The sequence below is a fragment of the Kluyvera intermedia genome (genome assembly GCF_021440345.1).
GTDB lineage: Bacteria > Pseudomonadota > Gammaproteobacteria > Enterobacterales > Enterobacteriaceae > Kluyvera > Kluyvera intermedia_A.
Genome location: NZ_JAKCNS010000019.1, coordinates 105904 through 121268, shown reverse-complemented (window position 1 = coordinate 121268; position 15365 = coordinate 105904). Strand labels below are relative to the sequence as shown.

General features: G+C 54.2%; 14 protein-coding genes and 3 tRNA genes. 16 read left to right on the top strand and 1 reads right to left on the bottom strand.

Annotated elements, in window-relative coordinates; genetic code table 11:
• Window positions 1-32 precede the first annotated feature (32 nt).
• The 4 genes from orn to LZ634_RS06785 all read left to right on the top strand — a co-directional run bounded on the left by orn (window position 33) and on the right by LZ634_RS06785 (window position 1053).
• Window positions 33-578: an oligoribonuclease gene (gene orn / locus LZ634_RS06800; protein ID WP_234503309.1), complete on the top strand. Its 546-nt coding sequence runs from the start codon at window positions 33-35 to the stop codon at window positions 576-578.
• A 180-nt stretch (window positions 579-758) separates the two neighbouring features.
• Window positions 759-834 (top strand) — tRNA-Gly (locus tag LZ634_RS06795).
• A gap of 34 nt (window positions 835-868) precedes the next feature.
• Window positions 869-944: transfer RNA gene (locus LZ634_RS06790), tRNA-Gly, on the top strand.
• Window positions 945-977: 33 nt separating this feature from the next.
• Window positions 978-1053: transfer RNA gene (locus tag LZ634_RS06785), tRNA-Gly, on the top strand.
• Between the two features lie 269 nt (window positions 1054-1322).
• Here LZ634_RS06785 and queG read toward each other — a convergent pair.
• On the bottom strand, window positions 1323-2462 hold the full coding sequence (gene queG / locus LZ634_RS06780) for a tRNA epoxyqueuosine(34) reductase QueG (RefSeq protein ID WP_234503306.1): 1140 nt from the start codon (window positions 2460-2462) through the stop codon (window positions 1323-1325).
• Between queG and nnr the strand changes: the two genes are divergently transcribed.
• From nnr to nsrR, 12 genes are all read left to right on the top strand, one after another.
• Window positions 2461-3987: a bifunctional ADP-dependent NAD(P)H-hydrate dehydratase/NAD(P)H-hydrate epimerase gene (gene nnr, locus LZ634_RS06775; RefSeq protein ID WP_234503301.1), complete on the top strand. Its 1527-nt coding sequence runs from the start codon at window positions 2461-2463 to the stop codon at window positions 3985-3987. The two genes, queG and nnr, sit on opposite strands and share 2 nt — an antisense overlap.
• Window positions 3980-4441 (top strand): tRNA (adenosine(37)-N6)-threonylcarbamoyltransferase complex ATPase subunit type 1 TsaE, encoded by a 462-nt coding sequence (gene tsaE / locus LZ634_RS06770; protein WP_234503299.1) that lies wholly within the window; start codon window positions 3980-3982, stop codon window positions 4439-4441. Before nnr ends, tsaE begins: the two co-directional genes overlap by 8 nt.
• Window positions 4442-4457: 16 nt before the next feature.
• On the top strand, window positions 4458-5828 hold the full coding sequence (gene amiB, locus LZ634_RS06765) for an N-acetylmuramoyl-L-alanine amidase AmiB (RefSeq protein WP_234503295.1): 1371 nt from the start codon (window positions 4458-4460) through the stop codon (window positions 5826-5828).
• Window positions 5829-5837: 9 nt separating this feature from the next.
• The gene (gene mutL / locus LZ634_RS06760) at window positions 5838-7700 is read left to right on the top strand and encodes a DNA mismatch repair endonuclease MutL (protein ID WP_234503292.1); all 1863 of its coding nucleotides are present in this window, start codon (window positions 5838-5840) and stop codon (window positions 7698-7700) included.
• Window positions 7693-8643 (top strand): tRNA (adenosine(37)-N6)-dimethylallyltransferase MiaA, encoded by a 951-nt coding sequence (gene miaA, locus LZ634_RS06755; protein WP_234503290.1) that lies wholly within the window; start codon window positions 7693-7695, stop codon window positions 8641-8643. Before mutL ends, miaA begins: the two co-directional genes overlap by 8 nt.
• Before the next feature lie 132 nt (window positions 8644-8775).
• Window positions 8776-9081 (top strand): RNA chaperone Hfq, encoded by a 306-nt coding sequence (gene hfq, locus LZ634_RS06750; protein WP_234503288.1) that lies wholly within the window; start codon window positions 8776-8778, stop codon window positions 9079-9081.
• Between the two features lie 197 nt (window positions 9082-9278).
• Complete coding sequence (hflX, locus tag LZ634_RS06745; RefSeq protein WP_234503286.1) at window positions 9279-10559, top strand: ribosome rescue GTPase HflX; 1281 nt, start codon at window positions 9279-9281, stop codon at window positions 10557-10559.
• A gap of 156 nt (window positions 10560-10715) precedes the next feature.
• Window positions 10716-11972 carry an FtsH protease activity modulator HflK gene (hflK, locus tag LZ634_RS06740; RefSeq protein ID WP_234503284.1) on the top strand — a complete coding sequence of 419 codons (1257 nt, stop codon included), beginning with the start codon at window positions 10716-10718 and terminating at the stop codon, window positions 11970-11972.
• Window positions 11973-11974: 2 nt separating this feature from the next.
• A complete protein-coding gene (gene hflC / locus LZ634_RS06735) occupies window positions 11975-12979 on the top strand; it encodes a protease modulator HflC (RefSeq protein WP_234503281.1) in 1005 nt (334 codons plus the stop codon).
• Window positions 12980-13112: 133 nt separating this feature from the next.
• Complete coding sequence (locus LZ634_RS06730; protein ID WP_052284695.1) at window positions 13113-13310, top strand: DUF2065 domain-containing protein; 198 nt, start codon at window positions 13113-13115, stop codon at window positions 13308-13310.
• Between the two features lie 101 nt (window positions 13311-13411).
• On the top strand, window positions 13412-14710 hold the full coding sequence (gene purA / locus LZ634_RS06725) for an adenylosuccinate synthase (RefSeq protein WP_234503397.1): 1299 nt from the start codon (window positions 13412-13414) through the stop codon (window positions 14708-14710).
• A 229-nt stretch (window positions 14711-14939) separates the two neighbouring features.
• Window positions 14940-15365 carry a nitric oxide-sensing transcriptional repressor NsrR gene (gene nsrR, locus LZ634_RS06720; RefSeq protein WP_234503279.1) on the top strand — a complete coding sequence of 142 codons (426 nt, stop codon included), beginning with the start codon at window positions 14940-14942 and terminating at the stop codon, window positions 15363-15365.

Genomic DNA, 15365 nt, shown 5'->3' with positions numbered 1-15365 from the left:
GCGGCAGGTAAGACAGAAGGGTGGAAAATAACATGAGTGCAGATGAAAACAACCTGATTTGGATCGATCTGGAGATGACGGGTCTGGATCCCGAGCGCGATCGCATTATTGAAATCGCCACGCTGGTGACCGATGCACAGCTGAATATCCTGGCGGAAGGGCCAACCATCGCTGTCCATCAGTCGGATGCGCAGCTGGCGTTAATGGACGACTGGAATGTCCGTACCCATACCGGTAGCGGACTGGTTGAACGCGTGAAGGCCAGTACTCTGGGCGATCGTGAAGCGGAACTGGCAACGCTGGAATTTCTGAGACAGTGGGTGCCGGAAGGCAAATCACCAATCTGTGGCAACAGTATCGGTCAGGATCGTCGCTTCCTGTTTAAATACATGCCGGAGCTGGAGTCCTATTTCCACTACCGCTATCTGGACGTCAGCACCTTAAAAGAGTTGGCGCGTCGCTGGAAGCCGGAAATTCTGCCGGGCTTTAAAAAACAGGGTACTCACCAGGCGATGGATGATATCCGCGAGTCGGTGGCCGAGTTAGCCTACTATCGCGAACATTTTATTCAGCTTTAACGTGCTAAAGGGATGAATTGGCGCTAAAATAGGCAATCTGCCGATTTATCCAGCACTTGAACGAAAAAATTAAAAAATCGCTTCAAGGGGGGTTGCAGGGGGAAAGAATTCTCGTATAATGCGCCTCCCGTAACGAAGCAGAAATGCGAATTACGACAGCAACAAAAATTGCCAGATTTTGCGGGAATAGCTCAGTTGGTAGAGCACGACCTTGCCAAGGTCGGGGTCGCGAGTTCGAGTCTCGTTTCCCGCTCCAAAAATTTGAAAGCAGTAGCAGTAGACACACCCAAGCGGGAATAGCTCAGTTGGTAGAGCACGACCTTGCCAAGGTCGGGGTCGCGAGTTCGAGTCTCGTTTCCCGCTCCAAAATTTGAAAGTAGTCGCAGTAGACACACCCAAGCGGGAATAGCTCAGTTGGTAGAGCACGACCTTGCCAAGGTCGGGGTCGCGAGTTCGAGTCTCGTTTCCCGCTCCAAATTTTCTTCCAAAACAAAAATACTTCCACAATGAAATCATTCGTTGAGGTTGTTTTTTTCGTTCCTGAAATACTCTTGTAAACAGAGTTATCCACAGCCTGTCATCGCGTTATTAGCATGCTAATTTTCGTAAGATTTTTACGTGTTTATTTATCTTGTTGAAATATAAGAGAATATATCGTTTCAAAATGTTAGCGCGATCGCTTGACGAACTTTGGCGTGTTGAAACGCAATGTGTTTTTATTTTTACTCACAGGCTGTGAGTATCTTAGGCATCGCGCGGTAAGCCTTTTTCGACCACTCTCACCAGACGCTGTTTCTTCGGGAGCTGTACCTCAATCACTCCCTCATTACGGCGAGCAATTTGCTGCGCTACAGCCCACTCAATGTGTTCATCGAGTAGTGGGTGCTCACCTCGGCGGCTTTCCAGGGCGTTAAGCGCGGCTTCGCTCCACGGGGCGTTGCCCAGCGCGACGGCAATATTTCGCAGCCAGCGCAGGTGACCAATACGGCGAATCGCCGAACCTTCAGTCACTTTCAGAAACCAGGCCTCAGTCCAGGCAAACAGTTCGACAAGTTCGGGCGAATGCAGCGCTTTGCGCGGGCTGAAATCAGCCTCATCGGTTAACTGTGAAAAACGATTCCATGGGCAAATCAGTTGGCAGTCATCGCAGCCGTAGATACGGTTGCCGATGAGCGAGCGAAATTCTTCCGGGATTGCGCCTTCCAGTTCGATAGTCAGGTAGGAAATGCAGCGACGGGCGTCGACGGTATACGGCTCAACGATAGCGCCGGTCGGGCAGATGGTCATGCAAGCGACGCATCGCCCGCACTCTTCGGCTACCGGCTGGTCGATAGGTAGCGGTATATCAACCAACAGTTCACCGAGGAAAAAGAACGATCCGGCGTCGCGGTTAAGGATAAGTGAGTGCTTACCGGTCCAGCCAATTCCGGCTTTTTCGGCTAATGGGCGCTCAAGAATAGGCGCAGAGTCGACAAACGGTCTAAAATTCAGCGAGACGCACTGTTCCTGGATCATTTCCCCGAGCTTTTTAAGGCGGTTACGCAACAGCTTATGATAATCACGCCCAAGGGCATAACGGCTGACGTATCCGAGCTCGGGGTTTTTCAGCGTGCGGGCAAATGCCGCATTGGCGGGAAGATAGTTCATACGAACGCTAATCACCCGGAGCGTTCCGGGCTGCAGTTCGTGGGGACGGGCGCGCATCATTCCGTGGCGTGCCATCCAATCCATCTCGCCGTGGTATTGTTTGTCCAGCCATGCCTGTAGTTTAGGTTCGGCCTCGCTGAGATCGGTATCGGTAATACCGACCTGCTGAAAACCGAGTTCAGTGCCCCATTGTTTGATTTGTTGCGCTAATTGATTGAGATCGAGGGGCTGTGACATGACGGACCATACATTGACAAGAATCCCCCAAAGTATACCACACTCCATTTGGCCTGCGGACGAACTGCGTCTCGCCGAAAAAACGGCGGCACAGAGCCTCGGGATCCCCCTATATGAACTGATGCAGCGTGCCGGACAGGCGGCGTTCGACGTGGCGCGGGCCGCATATCCCGCTACCCGACATTGGTTAATTTTGTGTGGCCACGGTAACAACGGCGGCGATGGCTACGTTGTTGCTCGTCTGGCACAAGCCGCGGGTATTCGCGTGACGCTGCTGGCTCTGACCGGTGATAAACCCCTGCCGGAAGAGGCGCATACGGCTCGCGAAGCGTGGCTTGAAAGCGGCGGGATCATTCATCAGACGGATATTCCCTGGCCGCAGGACGTAGACTTAATTTTTGATGCTCTGCTCGGTACCGGATTACAAAACGCGCCGCGTGAGAACGTGGCGGGACTGATTGAGCAGGCCAACCATTTTCCGGCGCCGATTATCGCGCTGGATATTCCTTCCGGGCTCAATGCCCAAACCGGAACCACGCCGGGTGCCGTTATCCATGCGGCTGACACCATCACCTTTATCGCCCTCAAACCGGGTCTACTGACGGGCAAAGCGCGCGATGTGGTTGGCCAGCTTCGCCATCATGCGCTGGGCCTGGAGAAGTGGCTGGCAGAACAGCAAACGCATGTACATCGTCTTGATGCCTCACAGCTGTCGCAATGGTTTACTCCGCGTCGCCCGACTTCGCACAAAGGCGATCACGGACGGCTGGTGCTGATCGGTGGCGATCGGGGGACCGCCGGGGCGATTCGTATGGCCGGAGAGGCCGCGCTACGTGCGGGTGCTGGTCTGGTGAAAGTGCTCACTCGTGCAGAAAACATCGCGCCAATCATCACGGCACGACCGGAATTGATGGTCGATGAACTCACGCCGCAGTCGCTGGATGAAAGTCTGGCGTGGGCGGACGTGGTAGTCATTGGCCCAGGTCTCGGACAGGCCCCGTGGGGTAAACAGGCGCTGCGTAAAATTGATAATTTCCGTAAAGCCACGTTGTGGGACGCCGATGCGCTGAACCTGCTGGCAATCAATCCGGATAAACGTCACAATCGCGTGATCACGCCGCATCCCGGTGAGGCCGCGCGTCTGCTGAATTGCACAGTGGCGGAAATTGAGAACGATCGCTTACTTTCCGCACAGCGTCTGGTAAAACGTTATGGTGGTGCCGTGGTGCTGAAAGGTGCCGGGACAATCGTCGCCGATGAGCGCGGCGTGATGAGCATTATTGATGCTGGAAACGCCGGCATGGCCAGCGGGGGTATGGGTGATGTGCTGTCAGGCATCATTGGTGCATTGCTGGGGCAGGCATTATCGCCGTATGATGCAGCCTGCGCAGGGTGTATCGCCCATGGTGCCGCTGCTGATGAACTGGCTGCGCGCTATGGCACCCGCGGTATGTTGGCGACCGATCTCTTTTCCACGCTACGGCGTGTTGTTAACCCGGATGTGATTGACGTATACCATGATTAATCGAGTGATTCCTTTACCTGACGAACAGGCAACCCTGGACCTTGGCAACCGAGTGGCGCAGGCCTGTTCTGGTGCAACGGTCATCTATCTGTATGGCGATTTAGGCGCAGGTAAAACCACCTTTAGCCGCGGGTTCTTGCATGCGCTGGGCCATAACGGCAACGTCAAAAGCCCCACCTATACCCTGGTCGAGCCGTATCAGCTCGATAACCTCATGGTCTATCACTTCGATCTGTACCGCCTTGCCGATCCCGAGGAGCTCGAATTTATGGGGATCCGCGATTATTTTGCTAACGATGCCATCTGCCTGGTGGAATGGCCGCAACAGGGCACCGGTGTTCTGCCCGAGCCGGATATCGAAATACACCTGGATTACCAGGCGCAAGGGCGTGAGGCGCGCATCGCTGCGGTCTCCTCATTAGGTGAGTCTCTGCTGGCGCGGTTTGCCGGTTAATTTAAGGGATCGCAGGATGATTATTCGCGCAAAAGGGTGGTTGATAGCCGCGCTGATGCTGGTTTGTACACCGGTAATGGCGGCGAGCTTGTCTGATATTCAGGTGGCGAACAGTGAAACGCAGGCGCGTATCACGTTTAGTTTTATGGGCGATCCAGAATATAACTTCAGCCAGGATGATAAACGTAGCGTGATACTGGATATCAAGCAAACGGGCGTCATTCAGGGGCTACCGCTGCGTTTTAGCGGTAACAATCTGGTAAAAGGCATTCGCTCTGCGACGCCGAAGGACGATCAGACGCTACGGCTGGTGGTCGATCTGACGGAGAACGGCAAAACCCGCGCGGTGAAACAGCAAAACGGCGCGAACTATACGGTGGTATTCACCATTAATGCCGATGTTCCACCTCCGCCACCGCCGCCTCCGGTTGTGGTGAAGCGAGTGGAGACACCGGTTATTGCTCCAACACCGAGCCAGCCTGCGCGTAATCCGTTTAGCGGCGGTAGCAGCAACAGTAATAGCAACGGCGGCAGTTTTACCCGTGAACGCCAGCCAGCGATTGTTAACAACGTAACGCCAACGCCGCGTCCGGCGGCACGTGCGAGCGGTGCGCCGGGTGATAAAGTGATTATCGCTATCGATGCCGGTCATGGTGGGCAGGATCCGGGCGCTATTGGCCCTGGTGGCACGCGGGAGAAAAACGTCACTATCGCTATTGCGCGTAAGCTCAGAGCATTGTTGAACGACGATCCGATGTTCCGCGGCGTACTGACCCGCGACGGCGATTACTTTATTTCGGTGATGGGGCGTTCAGACGTTGCGCGTAAGCAAAATGCGCATTTCCTGGTGTCAATCCACGCGGATGCGGCACCAAACCGCGATGCGACCGGCGCTTCGGTGTGGGTGCTGTCTAACCGCCGTGCTAATAGCGAAATGGCCGGCTGGCTGGAGCAGCATGAGAAGCAGTCCGAACTGCTGGGTGGTGCCGGTGATGTGTTGGCCAACAGCCAGGCGGATCCCTACCTGAGCCAGGCGGTGCTGGATCTGCAGTTCGGCCACTCTCAACGCGTAGGGTATGATGTGGCGACCAGCGTTATCGGTCAGCTGCAGCGGGTTGGTAATTTGCATAAACGTCGTCCTGAGCATGCCAGCCTTGGCGTACTGCGCTCGCCGGATATTCCGTCGATCCTCGTTGAAACAGGCTTTATCAGTAACAGCGGCGAAGAACGCCTGCTGGGTAGCGATGACTACCAGCAAAAAATAGCGGAAGCCATTTATACCGGTTTACGTAACTATTTTACGGCGCATCCGATACAATCCGGTCCTCATGACGAACAGTCGCAGACCGCCAGCGCTGCAGCATCCACCCGGACACTCGTTAACTAAGGAGTTTTCATGCCGATTCAGGTTTTACCGCCACAGCTTGCCAACCAGATTGCTGCGGGTGAAGTGGTGGAGCGTCCTGCATCGGTAGTGAAAGAGCTGGTGGAGAACAGTCTCGATGCGGGGGCAACCCGCATTGATATTGATATTGAACGCGGCGGTGCCAAGCTGATCCGCATTCGTGACAATGGTTGCGGGATTAAAAAAGACGAGCTGGCGCTGGCGCTGGCGCGTCACGCGACCAGTAAAATTGCCTCGCTCGACGATCTGGAAGCGATTGTCAGCCTGGGTTTCCGTGGCGAAGCGCTGGCAAGTATCAGCTCAGTCGCCCGTCTGACCTTGACCTCGCGGACGGCGGAACAGCCGGAAGCCTGGCAGGCCTATGCCGAAGGCCGCGATCAGGCGGTGACGGTCAAACCTGCGGCGCACCCGGTCGGGACCACGCTTGAAGTGCTGGATCTGTTCTACAACACCCCGGCGCGGCGCAAGTTTATGCGCACCGAAAAAACCGAATTTAACCACATTGATGAAATCATTCGCCGCATTGCGCTGGCGCGCTTCGATGTGAGCTTCAACCTGACCCACAATGGCAAAGCTATCCGCCAGTATCGGGCGGTGGCTGAGGGGGCGTCGAAAGAGCGTCGCCTTGGCGCTATCTGCGGCGTGCCGTTCCTTGAGCAGGCGCTGGCGATTGAGTGGCAGCATGGCGATTTGGCGCTGCATGGCTGGGTGGCCGATCCGAAACACACCACTACGGCGCTGGCGGAAATTCAGTATTGTTACGTGAACGGGCGTATGATGCGCGACCGGCTGATTAACCACGCCATTCGTCAGGCGTGTGAGGACAAGCTGGGTGCGGATCAACAACCGGCGTTCGTGCTGTATCTCGACATCGACCCGCACCAGGTGGATGTCAACGTCCACCCGGCCAAGCATGAAGTGCGTTTCCATCAGTCGCGGCTGGTGCATGATTTTATTTACCAGGGCGTACTGAGCGTGCTGCAGCAACAGCTGGACGCACCTTTGCCGCTGGCAGAAGAGGATGAACCGGCGCCGCGTGCGCTGCCGGAAAACCGTGTCGCCGCCGGACGCAATCAGTTTGCTGAGCCCGCGGTGGCGCGTGAGCCTGCGGCACCTCGCTATCAGCAGTCTACCGCTGATGCGGCTCCTCGTTCGAGCGGCAGTAGCGGCGGCGCAAGCTGGCCGAATGCACAGCCCGGCTACCAAAAACAGCAGGGGGCGCTCTACCGTCAACTGCTGGATACTCCGGCCAGCCGCACGGAACCGTCGAAACCGGTGGTAGAAAACCTGGCGGGACATAGCCAGAGTTTCGGCCGCGTACTAGCGATTATTGCCGATGAGTGCGCCCTGCTGGAACGTAGTGGCAAACTAAGCCTGCTGGCGTTACCCGTTGCCGAGCGCTGGCTGCGCCAGGCGCAGCTGACGCCGGGGGAAACGACCATTTGCGCTCAACCGCTGCTTATTCCATTGCGTCTTAAGGTGACTGAGGCCGAAAAGCAAACGCTGGAAGGCGCGAAGGCTACGTTGAATACGCTGGGTATTGAAATATTGCTGGAAGGGCAACATGCGACGATTCGCGCGGTGCCTTTACCCTTACGACAACAAAATTTACAAATCTTGATTCCTGAACTGATAGGCTACCTGGTGGGTCAGGCTAACGTCGATGCCGGTAATGTGGCGCAATGGTTAGCCCGCAATCTGGCGAGTGACCACGCGCAGTGGAATACCGCGCAGGCGATAGCCATGCTGGCAGACGTTGAACGTCTTTGCCCACAGTTGGTCAAAGCACCACCGGGCGGCCTGTTACAACCTGTTGATTTAGATTCTGCGATGAACGCCCTAAGAAATGAGTGATGTAACCGAGGCGAGCCTGCCTAAGGCAATTTTTTTAATGGGACCAACCGCTTCGGGCAAAACGGCGCTGGCGATTGAATTACGTAAAGTTTTGCCAGTAGAGTTGATTAGTGTTGATTCCGCCCTTATCTATCGAGGGATGGACATCGGTACCGCCAAGCCGACTGCGGAAGAGCTGCATGCGGCACCGCACCGGTTGTTGGATATTCTTGATCCGTCGCAGGCCTATTCGGCGGCGGATTTTCGTCGTGATGCGCTCGCGCAGATGGCGGAAATCACCGCAGCAGGGAAAATCCCCCTGCTGGTCGGTGGCACAATGTTATATTTCAAAGCGTTATTAGAAGGGTTATCGCCGCTACCTTCTGCTGACCCGGACGTTCGGGCGCGGATTGAGCAGCAGGCGGCAGAGCAAGGATGGATGGCGCTGCATCAGCAGTTGCGGGAGATAGATCCCGTCGCCGCTGAGCGTATTCATCCAAATGATCCGCAAAGACTTTCCCGAGCACTGGAAGTTTTTTTCATTTCGGGTAAAACTTTAACGGAGCTGACACAAACGTCAGGAGACGCTCTACCCTACAAGGTGCATCAGTTCGCCATCGCCCCGGCGAGCCGTGAACTGCTCCATCAACGCATTGAGCAGCGTTTTCATCAGATGTTAGCTTCAGGTTTTGAAGCAGAAGTGCGGGCGCTATTTGCCCGTGGAGATTTGCATACGGATATGCCTTCCATTCGTTGTGTGGGATATCGCCAGATGTGGTCATACCTTGAAGGCGAGATTCCTTATGATGAAATGGTTTATAGAGGAGTTTGTGCCACGAGACAGCTAGCGAAACGCCAGGTGACGTGGTTACGCGGTTGGGAAGGTGTTCACTGGTTAGATAGTGAGCAGCCGGAGCAGTCGTTTAGCCAGGTAATGCAGGTAGTGGGTGCTAGTGTAGACTGAATGTGTACAATTGAGTCGTATCGTGCGCAATTTTCGAATCGTAAGGTTCATACGCAAATCGAACGGGTTGCGCCTGCGTAGCCTGAAAGACGAAGTGTATAAGTACAAATAAGCATATAAGGAAAAGAGAGAATGGCTAAGGGGCAATCTTTACAAGATCCGTTCCTGAACGCACTGCGTCGGGAACGTGTTCCAGTTTCTATTTATTTGGTGAATGGTATTAAGCTGCAAGGGCAAATTGAGTCTTTTGATCAGTTCGTGATCCTGTTGAAAAACACGGTCAGCCAGATGGTCTATAAGCACGCAATTTCTACCGTTGTTCCGTCTCGTCCAGTTTCACATCACAGCAACAACGCTGGCGGCGGCACTGGTAGCAACTACCACCACGGTAGCAACGCGCAGGGTTCTGCGCAGCAAGACAGCGAAGATACCGAATAAGGTTGATGGCTGTTAATCCATGTCGGGGAGCCGGATTATGCTCTATGACTTTTAAGTTGCAGCAAGACGGCGCGCAGTGAATCCCCAGAAGTTTACGTCAGTAAACGACTGGGGTGAGCGAGGAAAGCCAACGCAGCTGAGGCTTGAAAGACGACGAGCATTTAGGTTCCCCGCTGGTATTTCAGGAGATATAACGCTTGTTTGACCGTTATGACGCCGGTGAGCAGGCGGTGCTGGTACACATCTATTTTACGCAAGACAAAGACATGGAAGACCTCCAGGAGTTTGAATCTCTGGTCTCTTCTGCTGGTGTCGAAGCATTGCAGGTGATTACCGGTAGCCGTAAAGCCCCGCACCCAAAATATTTTGTTGGTGAAGGTAAGGCTGTCGAAATTGCGGAAGCCGTAAAAGCGACAGGCGCTTCCGTTGTGCTGTTTGATCATGCACTTAGCCCCGCGCAGGAACGTAACCTTGAGCGTTTGTGTGAATGCCGGGTTATTGACCGTACGGGTCTGATTTTAGATATTTTTGCCCAACGTGCGCGTACCCATGAAGGGAAGCTGCAAGTTGAGCTCGCGCAGCTGCGCCACCTGGCTACCCGCCTGGTACGCGGCTGGACGCACCTTGAAAGACAAAAAGGCGGAATCGGTTTGCGCGGCCCGGGTGAAACCCAGCTCGAAACTGACCGTCGTTTGCTGCGTAATCGCATCATGCAAATCCTTTCCCGTATCGAAAGGGTTGCCAAACAGCGTGAGCAAGGACGCCGTTCGCGCGTCAAAGCTGATGTTCCGACGGTATCGCTGGTGGGGTACACCAACGCCGGGAAATCGACGCTGTTTAACCACCTGACAGAGGCGGAGGTGTACGCCGCCGATCAACTGTTCGCCACCCTCGATCCGACCCTGCGTCGTATTGATGTCGCGGATGTTGGTGAAACGGTATTAGCCGATACCGTAGGTTTTATCCGCCATCTGCCGCATGACCTTGTGGCGGCGTTTAAAGCCACATTGCAGGAAACCCGCGAAGCCACGCTGTTGCTCCATATTATCGATGCAGCAGATGTTCGCGTGCAGGAAAATATCGATGCGGTTGATACGGTACTTGAAGAGATCGACGCGCACGAGATCCCGACTCTACTGGTGATGAACAAAATCGATATGCTCGATGAGTTTGAACCGCGTATCGACAGAGATGAAGAGAACAAACCTATTCGGGTGTGGCTGTCTGCACAAACCGGAGTAGGGGTACCACTCCTTTTTCAGGCGTTGACGGAACTGCTCTCCGGCGAAGTCGCGCAGCACACGCTGCGTTTACCTCCAAAGGAAGGGCGTTTGCGTAGTCGCTTTTATCAGCTTCAGGCAATCGAAAAAGAGTGGATGGAGGACGACGGCTGCGTCAAATTGCAGGTTCGTATGCCGATTGTCGACTGGCGTCGCCTCTGTAAACAAGAACCGACACTGACAGACTACGTCGTCTGACCGTGCAGCTTGCCTGAAAACAATAGCCCTTTGGGCACCCAGCGGTTCAGGTCGCCTCAACGCGACGGCGACAACCAGGATGGAGTCGCGGTTAACAGCGAAAAGACCTGAACTGGGAAAAGGTATATCACCGCATAACAAATATGGAGCATAAACATGGCGTGGAATCAGCCCGGTAATAACGGACAAGACCGCGACCCGTGGGGGAGCAGCAATAATCAAGGCGGCAACTCCGGGGGAAATGGAAATAAAGGCGGTCGCGATCAGGGGCCGCCGGATTTGGATGATATCTTCCGTAAGCTGAGCAAAAAGCTTGGCGGTTTTGGGGGCGGTAAAGGTGGCTCCGGCAATTCGACTCAGGGGCCTCGTGCACCGATTGGCGGTCGCATTGTTGGTATCGCAGCCGCTGCTGTCGTCGTTATCTGGGCAGCCAGTGGTTTCTATACCATTAAAGAAGCCGAGCGCGGCGTGGTAACACGTTTTGGTCAGTTCAGCCATCTGGTTGAGCCAGGTCTGAACTGGAAACCAACGTTTATCGACGAAGTGACGCCGGTGAACGTTGAAGCCGTGCGTGAATTGGCCGCATCCGGCGTGATGCTGACCTCCGACGAAAACGTCGTACGCGTTGAAATGAACGTGCAGTACCGTATCACCGATCCTCGCCGCTACCTGTTTAGCGTGACCAGTGCTGACGACAGTCTGCGCCAGGCCACCGACAGCGCGCTGCGCGGCGTTATCGGTAAATACACCATGGACCGCATCCTGACCGAAGGTCGTACCGTTATTCGTAGCGATACCCAGCGTGAGCTGGAAGAGACCATTCGTCCGTACAACATGGGTATTACCCTGCTGGACGTCAACTTCCAGGCCGCTCGTCCGCCGGAAGAGGTGAAGGCCGCATTTGATGATGCGATTGCCGCACGTGAAAACGAGCAGCAGTACATCCGTGAAGCAGAAGCATACACCAACGAAGTACAGCCGCGTGCAAACGGTCAGGCACAGCGTATTCTGGAAGAAGCGCGTGCGTATAAGACCCAAACCGTGCTGGAAGCGCAGGGTGAAGTGGCTCGTTTCGAGAAGATCCTGCCTGAATATAAAGCCGCACCGCAGATTACCCGCGAGCGTCTGTATATCGAAACCATGGAAAAAGTGTTGAGCCATACTCGCAAAGTGCTGGTTAGCGACAACAAAAATAGCAACCTGATGGTTCTGCCGCTGGATCAAATGCTCAAAGGCGGTAACGCCCCTGCAGCAAAGAGCGATAGCAGTGGTGCGAACAACCTGTTGCGCCTGCCGCCTGCGTCCTCATCCAGCAGCAGCGCAAGCAACACGTCGTCTGCCACTCAGGGCAATATCATGGACCAACGCCGTGCTAACGCGCAGCGTAACGATTACCAGCGTCAGGGGGAATAACGATGCGTAAGTCAGTTATCGCGATTATCATCATCGCGCTGGTAGTGCTTTACACCTCTATTTTTGTGGTTAAAGAAGGCGAGCGCGGGATTAAATTCCAGTTCAGCAGCGTCGTGCGTGATGGCGATAAGAAACCGTTGATTTATGAACCAGGTCTGCACTTTAAGGTTCCATTTATTCAGTCGGTTAAAATGCTTGATGCCCGTATCCAGACTATGGATAACCAGGCCGATCGCTTCGTGACCAAAGAGAAGAAAGACCTGATCGTCGACTCCTATATCAAGTGGCGTATCAGCGATTTCAGCCGTTACTTCCTGGCAACCGGCGGTGGTGACATCTCCCAGGCCGAAGTGCTGCTGAAACGTAAGTTCTCTGACCGTCTGCGTTCTGAAATTGGTCGTCTGGACGTGAAAGACATCGTGACCGACTCCCGCGGCCGTTTGACGCTGGAAGTTCGTGATGCTCTGAACTCCGGTTCTTCCGGCGCAGACGATGAAGTTGCTACCCCAGCGGCGGATAGCGCCATTGCGGAAGCCGCAGAGCGCGTAGAGCAGCAGGCTAACATCAAAGGGCCAACCATTAACCCGAACAGTATGGCGGCGTTAGGGATTGAAGTGGTCGATGTGCGTATCAAGCAGATCAACCTGCCGGCTGAGGTTTCTGAAGCTATTTACAACCGTATGCGCGCCGAGCGTGAAGCCGTTGCCCGTCGTCACCGTTCACAAGGTCAGGAAGAGGCAGAAAAACTGCGCGCTACCGCCGACTATGAAGTGACGAAGACGCTGGCAGAAGCAGAACGTCAGGGTCGTATCATGCGCGGTGAAGGTGATGCAGAAGCGGCTAAGCTGTTTGCCGATGCATTCAGCCAGGATCCGGACTTCTATGCCTTTATCCGTAGCCTGCGTGCGTACGAAGCCAGCTTCGACAGCAACCAGGATGTGATGGTGCTTAGCCCGGATAGCGATTTCTTCCGCTACATGAAGACACCGGGTACCACCACGCGCTAATTGCGCTAATGTATGACCAAAACCACCGCCTCCTTTGGGAGCCGGTGGTTTTCTTTTTATGTCCGTCATCATTCGTGCTGTGCTGGCAAAAATTGCGGCACGAATGATGACGGGCATATCACGGGGATGAATAATGAATTCGACTATCTGGTTGGCGCTCGCGCTGGTATTGGTGCTTGAAGGTCTTGGGCCGATGCTTTATCCCAAAGCCTGGCGCAAGATGATCTCTACGATGACTCAACTACCCGATACGATGTTACGTCGATTTGGCGGCGGTCTTGTGGTTGCTGGCATCGTCATCTACTACATGTTGACGAAAACGGTTGGCTGATTATAAAAACAGCATTTCCATACGATTTTGTGGTTAAAAAGTGCTGTATATCTGAAAAAGCGATGGTAGAATCCATTTTTAAGCAATCGGTGATTTTGAAAATGGGTAACAACGTCGTCGTACTGGGCACCCAATGGGGTGACGAAGGTAAAGGGAAGATCGTCGATCTTCTTACTGAGCGTGCAAAATATGTTGTTCGCTATCAGGGTGGCCACAACGCAGGTCATACTCTCGTAATCAACGGTGAAAAAACCGTCCTCCATCTTATTCCATCAGGTATTCTTCGCGAGAATGTAACCAGCATCATCGGTAACGGTGTCGTGCTGTCTCCTGCTGCGCTGATGAAAGAGATGAAAGGCCTGGAAGACCGTGGTATCCCGGTGCGTGAGCGTCTGCTGCTGTCTGAAGCATGCCCGTTAATCCTTGATTATCACGTTGCCCTGGACGGCGCTCGCGAAAAAGCGCGCGGCTCTAAGGCTATCGGTACAACCGGTCGTGGTATCGGTCCTGCTTACGAAGATAAAGTGGCTCGTCGCGGTCTGCGCGTGGGCGACCTCTTCGATAAAGCAACTTTCGCCGAAAAACTGAAAGAAGTGATGGAATATCACAACTTCCAGCTGGTCAACTTCTACAAAGTTGAAGCGGTTGACTACCAGAAAGTGCTGGACGATGTGATGGCGGTTGCCGACATCCTGACCGGCATGGTGGTTGATGTTTCCGATCTGCTGGATCAGGCACGTAAACGCGGTGACTTCGTGATGTTCGAAGGCGCGCAGGGTACGCTGCTGGATATCGATCACGGTACCTATCCGTACGTGACTTCTTCCAACACCACCGCAGGTGGCGTAGCAACCGGTTCTGGCCTTGGCCCGCGCTATGTTGACTATGTACTGGGCATCATCAAAGCGTACTCCACTCGCGTGGGTGCCGGTCCATTCCCGACCGAACTGTTTGATGAAACCGGTGAGTTCCTGTGCAAGCAGGGTAACGAATTCGGCGCCACTACCGGTCGTCGTCGTCGTACCGGCTGGCTGGACTCCGTTGCTGTGCGTCGTGCGGTACAGATTAACTCCCTGTCTGGCTTCTGCCTGACCAAGCTGGACGTTCTGGACGGCCTGAAAGAAGTTAAAATTTGTGTTGCTTACCGTATGCCGGATGGTCGTGAAGTCACCACCACTCCGCTGGCAGCAGATGATTGGGAAGGTATCGAACCAATCTATGAAACCATGCCTGGCTGGTCTGAAACCACCTTTGGCGTGAAGGAACGTAGCGGTCTGCCACAGGCAGCACTGAACTACATTCAGCGTATTGAAGAGCTGACCGGCGTGCCGATTGATATTATCTCAACTGGCCCAGACCGTACTGAAACCATGATCCTGCGCGACCCGTTCGACGCATAATTCGTGGCTCTGGTGCAGCGCGTGATGGCGCTGCACTTGTCAGGTCTCCTGACTCTGTAAGCCGGATAAGACGCCTGGCGTTGCTATCCGGCTTAATCGTGCTTTATACCCTCGCTTTTTTCCTTCCCGTCATGAAATAAATTAGCGGCTCAGCGGCTGGCTGGTTTATCATCAATATAATTAATATCAACAAGCTTACTCTTTTACTCCCCATTTCCCTGAGGTTGATGTGCAGTTAACAAGTTTTACCGATTATGGATTACGCGCGCTGATTTATATGGCGTCGCTGCCGGAAGGCAAGATGACCAGTATCTCGGAGGTGACCGAGGTCTACGGCGTGTCGCGTAACCATATGGTTAAAATCATCAACCAACTGAGTCGTGCCGGATATGTGATGGCGGTACGAGGCAAGAACGGCGGCATCAGGCTGGGCAAACCGGCAAAAGATGTCCGCGTGGGCGATGTGGTTCGTGAGCTTGAACCGTTAACACTGGTGAACTGCAGCAGCGAGTTTTGCCATATAACGCCAGCCTGTCGTTTGAAACAGGCACTTTCTCAAGCCGTGCAAAGTTTTCTCAAGGAACTGGATAACTACACACTGGCTGATTTGGTTGATAAGAATCAACCGCTTTATAAATTATTGCTGGTGGAGTAA